The organism is Streptomyces sp. NPDC102259, assembly GCF_044766465.1.
GTDB lineage: Bacteria > Actinomycetota > Actinomycetes > Streptomycetales > Streptomycetaceae > Streptomyces.
Genome location: NZ_JBIWMA010000057.1, coordinates 1 through 10,164, shown reverse-complemented (window position 1 = coordinate 10,164; position 10,164 = coordinate 1). Strand labels below are relative to the sequence as shown.

11 protein-coding genes and 1 pseudogene are annotated in these 10,164 nt (G+C 70.6%); 7 read left to right on the top strand and 5 right to left on the bottom strand.

Annotated elements, in window-relative coordinates:
- Positions 1-498 precede the first annotated feature (498 nt).
- The 6 genes and pseudogenes from ACIRPU_RS44145 to ACIRPU_RS44120 form a co-directional block, all read left to right on the top strand.
- Positions 499-765 (top strand): hypothetical protein, encoded by a 267-nt coding sequence (locus tag ACIRPU_RS44145; RefSeq protein WP_403878841.1) that lies wholly within the window; start codon positions 499-501, stop codon positions 763-765.
- A gap of 464 nt (positions 766-1,229) precedes the next feature.
- On the top strand, positions 1,230-1,433 hold the full coding sequence (locus ACIRPU_RS44140) for a cold-shock protein (RefSeq protein WP_007387007.1): 204 nt from the start codon (positions 1,230-1,232) through the stop codon (positions 1,431-1,433).
- A gap of 321 nt (positions 1,434-1,754) precedes the next feature.
- Positions 1,755-3,266 carry a DEAD/DEAH box helicase gene (locus tag ACIRPU_RS44135; RefSeq protein WP_403878838.1) on the top strand — a complete coding sequence of 504 codons (1,512 nt, stop codon included), beginning with the start codon at positions 1,755-1,757 and terminating at the stop codon, positions 3,264-3,266.
- 52 nt (positions 3,267-3,318) lie between these two features.
- Positions 3,319-3,723 carry a CBS domain-containing protein gene (locus tag ACIRPU_RS44130; protein WP_403878835.1) on the top strand — a complete coding sequence of 135 codons (405 nt, stop codon included), beginning with the start codon at positions 3,319-3,321 and terminating at the stop codon, positions 3,721-3,723.
- Positions 3,724-3,775: 52 nt separating this feature from the next.
- Complete coding sequence (locus tag ACIRPU_RS44125) at positions 3,776-4,096, top strand: SCO5918 family protein (RefSeq protein WP_403878832.1); 321 nt, start codon at positions 3,776-3,778, stop codon at positions 4,094-4,096.
- A 27-nt stretch (positions 4,097-4,123) separates the two neighbouring features.
- Positions 4,124-4,405 (top strand): annotated as a pseudogene (locus ACIRPU_RS44120) (serine/threonine-protein phosphatase); the annotation flags it as partial.
- A 333-nt stretch (positions 4,406-4,738) separates the two neighbouring features.
- Here the strand turns inward: ACIRPU_RS44120 and ACIRPU_RS44115 are convergent.
- From ACIRPU_RS44115 to ACIRPU_RS44095, 5 genes are all read right to left on the bottom strand, one after another.
- Complete coding sequence (locus ACIRPU_RS44115; protein ID WP_403878828.1) at positions 4,739-5,659, bottom strand: hypothetical protein; 921 nt, start codon at positions 5,657-5,659, stop codon at positions 4,739-4,741.
- 102 nt (positions 5,660-5,761) lie between these two features.
- Entirely contained in the window at positions 5,762-6,190 is a 429-nt protein-coding gene (locus ACIRPU_RS44110; RefSeq protein ID WP_403878825.1) for a hypothetical protein, read from the bottom strand.
- 237 nt (positions 6,191-6,427) lie between these two features.
- Positions 6,428-6,955 (bottom strand): DUF4396 domain-containing protein, encoded by a 528-nt coding sequence (locus ACIRPU_RS44105; protein ID WP_403878850.1) that lies wholly within the window; start codon positions 6,953-6,955, stop codon positions 6,428-6,430.
- Between the two features lie 358 nt (positions 6,956-7,313).
- Positions 7,314-8,474, bottom strand: coding sequence for an MFS transporter (locus tag ACIRPU_RS44100; RefSeq protein ID WP_403878847.1), 1,161 nt, complete (start codon positions 8,472-8,474; stop codon positions 7,314-7,316).
- A 26-nt stretch (positions 8,475-8,500) separates the two neighbouring features.
- Positions 8,501-9,058, bottom strand: a complete 558-nt coding sequence (locus tag ACIRPU_RS44095) for a Chromate resistance protein ChrB (RefSeq protein ID WP_403878844.1) — start codon at positions 9,056-9,058, stop codon at positions 8,501-8,503.
- A 241-nt stretch (positions 9,059-9,299) separates the two neighbouring features.
- Between ACIRPU_RS44095 and ACIRPU_RS44090 the strand changes: the two genes are divergently transcribed.
- Entirely contained in the window at positions 9,300-9,425 is a 126-nt protein-coding gene (locus ACIRPU_RS44090; RefSeq protein ID WP_403878822.1) for a hypothetical protein, read from the top strand.
- Positions 9,426-10,164: the final 739 nt, after the last annotated feature.

Genomic DNA, 10,164 nt, shown 5'->3' with positions numbered 1-10,164 from the left:
TACTCCTGACGCCTCGTCAGGCGACTGGGCCGTCCCGTCCGTCCGTGGCGAGTCCTGGATACATCACCGTTGTGTCTCAGGCGGTCGGACGAGAGAACGCATCCGCAATGGGCTCCGTAGCAGGGATGTCAGCCCCGGAAGCGCCGGGGCAGCCGACCGCGACACCATCACCGGGGGCTTTCATGTTCCGTACCCGTGCCACTTCGCTCGCCGCTCTCGCGGCCACCGGGGTCCTCCTGCTCTCCGCCTGCAACGGCACCGACGGGGACACCGGCTCAGCCGCCTCATCGAGCGCGCCCGCCGCGGGCAAGGGTCGCAGCAGACGAGTTGCGCCTATGCCCGCGCCGTCGAAGCGGCCGACAAGCAGATCGGCGACCTGATCGCGCAGAGCGTGAACGGCGGTTGCAGTGCCGTCAGCTCGTCCGGCGCGCCCCGCCCCCCTGCACCATCGCGGAGGACGGGGCGCCAGGCTGTTCCTGAAGAGGATCACTTCAGGTCATGCTCGTCCGGCCCCACACGCCGCCGCTCGGCCTGCTCCCCGACCTCAGCGCCGGCAACGAACGCGAAGCTCTCATCGGGGCTGACGTCCTCACCGACCGGACCACCCGCTTGGACCGGGCGGACGATGCCGCCCGCATGGCGACGTTCACGGTGTCGTGGACGACGTGGCCCGGGCCGACGGTCCGGCTTCCACGAGGTGTTCCACGCGTGGACCGTGGCAGCCTTCGCCGCGCGCTAATCGCCATTTTCCTGGCCACCTACTGACCGCCACATCACCGCACGCCTGCCGGCCCGCCCGCTCGCCCCACCAGCGGCGCGGATCCGCGGCGATACCGGCGCATGGGCCACCCGGGTGCACGCCTGGCAGGAAATCTCCACCGGAATGCGGGCTCTTCTGAGCGCTTAACGGCGGCCGCTGTTCCTGAAACGCTGTGCTTCGGGTGGGTCAATATCTATCGTCGCGAGGTGAGGGTTTGACACGTCGCACGGAAAGTGTTTTTGCTGCAATCAGCAGCACGGAGCCATTTACCGTACTCGGCCCGCCAACTCATGCTACTGTCGATCTCAGTTGCAGTTGTGGTTCCCAAAAACTTCAAGCGCCTGCATCGGCATTTTCAGCTGCTGTCGGCGTTTTCGTATTGCCGGTCGTTTTCCGGACGGGGCATCATCGCGGCGACCCGGTACCCGTGCATCGCGGGTCCGGCGTACTGCCCAAGAGGAGATATGACATGGCGTCAGGCACTGTGAAATGGTTCAACGCGGCCAAGGGTTTCGGCTTCATCGAGCAGGACGGTGGGGGCGCTGACGTATTCGCCCACTTCTCGAACATCGCCGCCCAGGGCTTCCGCGAGCTGCTCGAAGGCCAGAAGGTCACCTTCGACATCGCGGCGGGCCAGAAGGGTCCGACGGCCGAGAACATCGTCCTCGCCTGACGCTGACGCGCACTTCGTAGCTGGGGCCCGCATCCCTCGGGGTGCGGGCCCCAGCTACGGACATGTCCCGCAGTGGTGCGACCTGCGGGACGCAAAGCGTCCGTGGTCCCTCGTCCAGGGACGCGCCCCTCGTCCAAGGCGCAAGCGGTAGGCGTCCGGGTCTCACGTCCATATGACGTCAGAAATTCGTCGATGCAATCCGCGCCAGATCTACTGCACTCCAGATTCTTTTTCGCGTCCATTCGGTCCGTTCTTGTAATTCCCCGCGGTGCTTTCGCTGCGAGAATTCCTTGATACGTGCCGTATCAAGGAAGGTTCTCCATGAACTCCGTACGTACCAATGACCGCTCTTCCCGCCGCAGCCGTGGCGACGGCCCCGCTTTCGGTTCCAGCGCCGGTTCGAAGCGGGGCAGCCGTTTCGGATCATCCGCCCCGAGCCGTTCCGGGAGTCCGAGCCGTTCGGGCGGCTACGGCCGGCGGCCCGCAGCGGTGCAGGGCGAGTTCGCCCTGCCGGAGACGATCACTCCCGCGCTGCCCGCGGTCGAGGCGTTCGCCGACCTCGACATGCCCAAGCAGCTGCTGGCCGCGCTGACCGCGCAAGGCGTGAGCGTTCCGTTCCCGATCCAGGGCGCGACCCTGCCCAACACCCTCGCGGGCCGCGACGCCCTGGGACGCGGGCGCACCGGTTCCGGCAAGACCCTCGCCTTCGGCCTGGCCTTGCTCGCCCGCACCGCCGGACAGCGCGCCGAGTCCCGCCAGCCGCTGGCCCTGGTCCTCGTGCCGACGCGTGAGCTGGCCCAGCAGGTGACCGACGCCCTCACCCCCTACGCCCGCTCGGTGCAGCTGCGTCTTGCCACGGTCGTGGGAGGAATGTCGATCGGCAGGCAGGCCAACGCGCTGCGCAGCGGTGCCGAGGTCGTCGTCGCGACGCCGGGACGGCTCAAGGACCTCATCGACCGCGGGGAGTGCCGGCTGAACCAGGTCGCCATCACTGTCCTGGACGAGGCGGACCAGATGGCCGACATGGGCTTCATGCCCCAGGTCACCGCGCTCCTGGACCAGGTCCGCCCCGAGGGCCAGCGGATGCTGTTCTCCGCCACCCTCGACCGCAACGTCGACCGCCTGGTCCGCCGCTACCTCACCGACCCGGTCGTCCACTCCGTCGACCCGTCCGCGGGTGCCGTCAGCACGATGGAGCACCACGTGCTGCACGTCCACGGCGCGGACAAGCACTGGACGACGACGCAGATCGCGGCGCGCGAAGGCCGGGTGATCATGTTCCTGGACACCAAGCACGCCGTCGACCGGTTGACGCAGGACCTGCTCAACAGCGGGGTGCGGGCCGCCGCCCTGCACGGCGGCAAGTCACAGCCGCAGCGCACCCGAACCCTGACCCAGTTCAAGACCGGGCACGTCACCGTGCTCGTGGCCACGAACGTCGCCGCCCGCGGCATCCACGTCGACAACCTCGACCTGGTCGTCAACGTCGACCCGCCGACCGACCACAAGGACTACCTGCACCGCGGCGGCCGCACCGCGCGCGCCGGCGAGTCCGGCAGCGTCGTCACCCTGGTCACCCCCAACCAGCGCCGCGACATGACCCGTCTCATGACCGCCGCCGGCATCATGCCCCAGACCACCCAGGTCCGCGCCGGCGAAGAGGCACTCAGCCAGATCACCGGCGCCCGGACGCCCTCCGGCATCCCCGTGACGATCACCGCGCCGGTCGCCGAGCGACGCCAGCGCAGCACGTCGTCCTCACGCGGCCGACGCAGCCCCGCCTCGGTCACCCGGCGCAGGACCCGGCAGTCCTCGTTCGACGCGGCGGCGTAAGGACTTCGTGTTCAGGTTCTGGAATCTGGCCCACCTCTGCAGGAGGCACGTTGTGACGATGGTTCAGATGCAGCCCCGCTCGACGGGCGCCGCCCCCGTGCCCAGGACAGTGGCCGACGCCATGGAGACCGCCGGACCGCAGGTCTGCGACGACATGACCGTCGAGGTGGCCCTGTCCGTCATGGCGAGCGCCCGCACCGCACACCTGGTCGTCTGCGACAACGACGGCGTGTGCACCGGACTTCTCACCCAGGCGCATCTCATCGCGGTCCGCGACAGCTCCGTATACACCGACCGGGTCCAGCTGAGGGACATCCTCGTCGACCCGGGGCCCTTCGCCTCACCCGTGACCACGATGACCGAAGCCGAGCACGCGATGCGCTACCGCCGCCTCGATGCCCTGCCCGTGGTCGACGAACACGGCAATGCCCTGGGCGTCCTCGCCCTGGCCCGCTGAACCGCCTCAACCGCGGCAGAACCACCCCCTCGTTCTACTCCTGTGAGGCATCATGCGCTGTGTCATCGCCCGCTTCCCCTTCGACCTCACCAAGAGCGGCGTCCTGGAATCTATGAAGGGCGTCAAGCCCGAGGAAGTCCTCGGGGAGTCCGTGATCGTCGGCCGTCGCACCTACCCCGTCAAGCAGGTCGGACAGGTCGTCACCGGCCAGGACCGCCGCGACTTCAGCGCCGGAGAAGTCCTGCGGGCCATGACCCAGCTCGGCTTCACCTGCCGTGACCAGGCCCAAACCGCTGCACCCACGCGCACCACGCGCACGCTCAGCGCGTTCCAGGAGGCTTCCGCGATGCTCGGGGCCCCCGCAACCGTCTGACCGACGGGCAGGAGTGAGCCGCCGTCGCAGTGGGACCGGCGCACTGTCCCGCTGAGCCTGGCCGCAGAGATCCAGCACCGGCTGCTCCCCGTTTCGCCGGCGTGCGAGGCGGCGCAGTTCGCGGTGGCCGGGGCGCTGGAGCCTGGCGTCCACGTCGGGGGTGACACCTTCGACTACGTCATCGACCGGGACGCCGTCCAGCTCTCCGTCACCGACGCCATGGGTCACGACGTCGCCGCCCCGCTGCCGGCCACCCTGGTGCTGGGTGCCCTGCGCCGGGCGCGGCGAGCGGGCGCCGGCCTCGCCGACGCCTCACCCCCGTCAAGAACGGGACCAACCGCCGCAGGGCGTTGAACTTTGGGCCGCATGGCGCGGTCCCACGCCACCAACAGCTTCGTGCGATACGGCAACGCCGCCGGGCAGGCGAGAGTGACCAGGCCTTCCTCGACTGATCATGGTGCTCGCGACTGTCTTGTTGTTGATACACATGCAGCCGACCGGACACCCAGCAGACGCCGCGGCCCGCGCCGCCCGGTGCGCCTCGCCACGACAGCCGGAGCGCAGCTCCGCGTCCCTGAACGAAACGCGGGCCCTGCGTCAGCCGGTGCGGACGCCGCTGTGGAGGGCGGCGCCCGCAATGGTTCAGCCGACGCGCAGGGTCACAGCGGCGGTGTGGAGTTTCCCGCCGGTCTGGAACTGCAGGAACAGCCGCCAGTTGCCCGCGGTGGGCAGTTCGGCATGGAAGGCCAGGTCCGGCCCGCCGTTGTCGCCGGTGGCCTCGGTGGTGGGGTGGACGTGGGCGAACGCCTGGTCGCCCTCGTGGAAGGCGGTCAGGTGGGCGTAGGTGTCCAGGTAGGGCTGGAGGTCGGTGACGGGCTTGCCGTCCTTGGAGAGGGAGATGGTCAGCGGATGCGCCATGCCGGCCATCGGCTTGCCCTTGACGGTGATGGTGTAGCCGTCGGCCTGGGCGGTGGTGACCGGGGCGGGCAGCGGCGTGATGGCGGCGGTGCCGGGCACGGTGACGGTGCGGGAGAGCACGAAGTCCTTGCCCTTGCCGCTGCCGCTGTCGGGGGTGAAGGAGGCGAACATCCGCCACGCCCCGGGGGCCAGGGCGCTCAGGTCCGCGGTCCAGGCGCCGTCGGCGGCCATCGAGGGGTGGAGGTGCTGGAAGCCGGTCAGGTCGGAGCGGATGGCGTAGAAGTGCATCCGCTTGGTCTGGTCGAGTGCGAAGCCGGTGACCGGTTTGCCGTCCGGGCCGGTGATGGTGAACCGGTAGGCGGTCGGCTTCCTGGACGCCAGAGTGGCGGCCGCGGAGGTGAGGCGGTAGCCGTCCTGGTGGTCGGCGAGGCGGGTTTCTGCGGCGGACCCATGGTCCATCCCGGGCATGTCACTCATCGACGACGACGGCGACGTGCTGTGGGAGGCGGAGGAGTGGGTGTCGTGGTCCATGCCGGGCATGGAGGAGTTGCTGGAGGAGCCGCAGGCGGCCAGGGCCAGGGCGGCGGCTGTGCCGGCCGCCGCAAGGGCACGGCGCCGGACGGGGAAACGAGTGGAAGCGGGCATCTGTGAGGTCTTTCCGAGCAGGCGCACCGCGCAGAGGCGCGCGAAGGTGTGAAGGGCGCGGCGCCGCGTCCCGGCCGGTGGCCGGGACGTCGGCGGTGCCCCTCACGTCCGCGCGATGCAGACCCGAAGCAGCAGATCCCGCCCGCCGTCCGGCGGACCGCGGCGTCCGATCCCGCCGCCGGCTGCCCGCATGCGCCCCAGCAGCGCTGCGGCCAGCGCCGAAAGTCCGGCGATGGCCACCAGGCCGGGAGCAGGCACGGTGATCCGCTCCGGCGCGGGAGTGGACACACACTGCGCACCGCTCATCGGAGTGAGGGCGACCAGTCCGGCCGGGCCGTGGCCGGCGGCCGGCACAGCCTGGCTGAAGGCGGCGTGGTCGTGCCCTGCCATGGCAGCTGACGGGGAGACCGCACCGTGGCAGCCCTCGGCGGCAGAAGCCGGGGAGCCGTGCATGAGGAACAGGCCCACAAGGACCGCGCACACGACGAGCAGACGGGCGGCGCCTCGCGTACCTGCCTGGCCGCCGGTCAACTTCTCTCCCTCGCTCTGACGGTGCTGCTCGGATTCAGACCATACCCCGGGCAGGTATAGGCCGCCTGTCGCGGACTTCGCCTTGCCGAGTGCGGACAGGCATGAACGGGCGGGGCTATGACGGCGTCGGACGGCCCGCACCGCGGGGCTCCTTGCTCTCGCGGTGGCCGCGAGGCGCAAACGGACACCGCGGGAGGCGCCCCCGATGGCTGGGGCCGCCCCGGCCGCGGTGGCCGTTCAGTGGTAGGCGTGGACGACGGCGTGGCCCTTGCCGCGGCCGATCATCCACTTGTTCACCGGAGTGGTGATCACGAACGCGATCACGAAGCCGCCCAGCAGCGACGACCAGAACAGTCCGTCGCTCAGGTGGGCGTCCATCGCGCCGGGCACCAGGGCGATGATGCCGTTGTCGACCAGCTCCATGATGGCGATCGACACGGTGTCGGCGGCCAGCGCGACCTTGAGCGCGGTCTTGAAGGCCAGGCCCGCCCGGCGGACCGCGAAGAGCGTGAACGAGTAGCCGAACACGAAGGCCAGCACGATCGACGTCACCATCGTCGGGGCGTTGCCCCACGCCAGGGCGGTGCCGATCACCATGCCGAGGATCTCGCCGATGGCGCATCCGGTCAGGCAGTGCAGGGTCGCCTTCGCTGCCATCGGCCACGACGCGCCGTGCTGGTGGGCGCCGCCGTGTGCGCCGTGATTCTCATCAGCGTGCGCGGCAGGCGCGTGGGCTTCGGTGTGGTGGTGCGCGTTGTGGTCCATGGTCGTCATCCCCATTTCCGTCCCGTCCAGGGGGCTGTTCCCAGGCCCCTACATGGCCAACCATATACCCCTAGGGGGTATTCCGAAGGGTGCTCCACGTGCGGACTCGCTGGTGCGGCAGCCGTCAGGTCCACCCCGCACGGCAGGCGGGTAGACGCTGTCGGCGCGCGCCGCGGGCAGGGCCCTGCCCGCACAGACCGCGATCAGCGCTTGTGGCGGCGCCGTCTCTCGGCAGGCGGACTAGATCAGCCGCTACCGGCTCTACGTGCTCATCGCCCTCGGCGTCCTGGCCGCCGTGTTCACCGGCCGGCGTCCGCCGCAGCGCACCCACCAGAACTGACCCGGCGCGTCCGGTGGTTCACCTCTCCGTCCCCGGCTGGGGTACGGACGACACCGGGCGACGGTGCAGGAACGCGGCCACCGCCAGGATCCCGGTCAGCGCGGCGAGCGCCCCGAAGCCGTAGGTGAGCGTGGCGAACGAGGCGACGGCGGCGACAAGCAGCGGGCCGCCCGCGTCGCCCAGTTCCCGGCCCAGTTCGGCGGCGCCCATGGTCTGCCCGAGACGCTCCGCAGGAGTGCTCGCGGCCAGCGCGGCGAAGCCGAGGGGAGTGATCAGCCCCGTACCGGTGCCGATCAGGGCCGCGCCGAGGAGGATGCCCGCCAGCCCGGGCAGCATTGCGCAGGCCAGACCCGCCGCGGTGACCGTGAGCCCCGCGGCGAGGCCGGTCCGGGTGGTGAGGCGCCCGTCGTCCAGAGCGCGCCCGGCTCGAGGCTGGACGACGGCCGCGCAGCCGGCCAGCACCGACACCGCCGCCCCGGTCGCGATGGTGCCCAGCCCGGCGGCGCGGCCGGAGACCGGCAGGAAACCGACCCCGACCGACAGGGCCGCGGTCGCCGCGGCGAGCGCGGCCGTCGGGGCGAGGAAGACCGGGTCGGCCAGCCGCCGGGCCAGGTCGAGAACCGTCTGGCGGGCCTTGGGCAGCGGCGGGGTCACGGGAACGGCAAGCGCAGCCCAGACGGCGACGGCCGCGCCGAGTGCCGCCAGGACGGTGAACAGCAGGCGCAGACCCCCGGCCCACACCAGCACGCCGCCGAGCAGCGGGCCGAGGGTGTAGCCGATGGACTTGTAGAAGCCGTAGCTGCCGAAGGCCCGCCCGTGTTTCGCCGCCGGGTTCAGCCGGGCGACCAGCGCGGAGGCGGACGGCGAGAACGCCGAGGCCGCGGCTCCCTGCCCGAGGCGCGCGGCCCACAGCCAGCCGGGGCTGTCGGCGACGACGTACAGCCCAGACGCGGCGGCGAAGGCCACGAGGCCGCCGAGCAGCACGGGGCGGGCGCCGACGCGGTCGGCGAGGGTGCCGAAGAGCGGCTTGAGGAGCACCTCGGCGCCGTCGTAGAGGGCGAGCAGGCCACCGAGCACGAGCAGGGACGTGACCGCGTCGTCGGAGTGGCCGCCGAGACTGGCGGCGATGCCGTGCGCGCCGAACGCGGTGGTGAACCCGGCCGCGTACAACGGCCACATCTGCCGGGCGGGGGCGGAGGGTGCGGTCATCGGTCTGCCTCGGGTGTCTGGTGGAGGGCGGCGAAGACCTGCTCGGCGTAGTTCTCGCAGTCGGCGGCGCACTGCTTGAGCCGCCGGCCTGCCTCGGCCGCCTCCGGAGCGCCGAAGACGTCCCGCGCGGTCAGATCGCGGTGCCAGCGCCGCAGCCGTTCCAGCGACTGCTCCTCTTCCTCCAACTCGGCCAGCGTGAACTTGGCGATCCGGATCTCCTTGGCCAGTTCCTGCTCGAACTTGCCGCAGTCGGCGAGGAACTCCGCCCAGTCCGCGGACCGGGCAGCGGTGAACATCGCCTGGAAACGGGTGGCGTCCTCGGTACTGCGCCCCGACGCGCTGAGGGACACGGCCTGCCCGCCGGCCTGCTCCGTGAGCGTCACCGCCCGCTCGATGCCGTCGGCGAAGAGCGGCACGTCCGGCACGGCCCAGACACCCTGACCGAGGGAGAGCGCGCCGGCCTTGCGCAACTCCCGCCAGACGGCGACCCGGTGCCGGGAGGGCTCTGCGGGCAGTTTGATCACGAGGACGAGCCAGCGGCTCCCCGGTTCCATGTTCGACACAACGCTGAATGTAGCAGCCGTTACATTCGGTGCTGTATCAGGTGTCGTCAGGCGGTGAGCGGGCCGATTGTGGCCGGCGTCGCTGAGGTACTGCTCGGCGGCGGGCGCGCGCAGGACGGCCTGCGGTTCGCCCTTGTCGGCTTGTGCGGCGAGGGTGCGGGCGAGGCGCAGTTCGGCAAGCAGGTGTGGCGGTTCTACGCGCCGCTGTCCCTCCCGGCTCACCGACCAACTGGTGACGCGGTCCGCTACCGCCACTCCGTGGAAGGAGCTCGACCGGCTCGCCCAGGCCTCGACCGCTACCGACGGTGAATGCGCCCCCGGCCAGGGCACCCAGCAGCGCCACGCCGAACTCCATTGAAATGACCTCGTCCCAGAAGTCGTTCATGCTGGTCGTCATGCCGACGGGACCAACCCCGTGGGGCTGATCCCGTCAACTCCTGCTCTTTTTTACTGACGGTGAGGACAGCCCTCGACCCACCAGCCGCACTCACCGCGGGCGGCAGCCTGGAAGGTCGACAGGGCATTCGTGGCCAAGGTCCGGGCTGACGCATTGGCGGTCCGGCCAAGGCGCCGTTGGCACCAGCGGCGTGGGTGAGGTCAAGACCTCGCCTCCACCATGCACTCCTCGATCCACCGCCCGATGACGTGGAAGGTGGCCAGGTAGTGCCGCCTTCACGCTCCAGCGGACGACCGGTCACGAGGGTGCCGACGATGCTCCTGCGGTGGGCCGACGCCGCTCTTCAGATCTTCAGAACAGGGTGTCCTGCTCCGGCTCATCACGGGGCAGCGGTCCGACCTCGTCGCCCTTCCACTTCGCCTCCAGGTAACGGCGCCAGCCCGCCGGCGGAGGCCAGGGGATCCCCCACTCTGCGAGTTGCTTCCTGCTCCATCCGCCATTCGATGACTGTGCGGCGGCTACCTCATCCGGGGAGGGCACATAGTCGACCATGAAGTGATCATGCCCCGCGCAGCCCGTGTATCCAACGCAACAGGGGGCGTCAGGCCGGTACTTGGCGGTGACGGCGAGGTGCTCCTTGCCTCGCCATCCCGTCCGTCACACAGGGAGTCGGCCATCACTTCATGACCGGTGGTGTTTT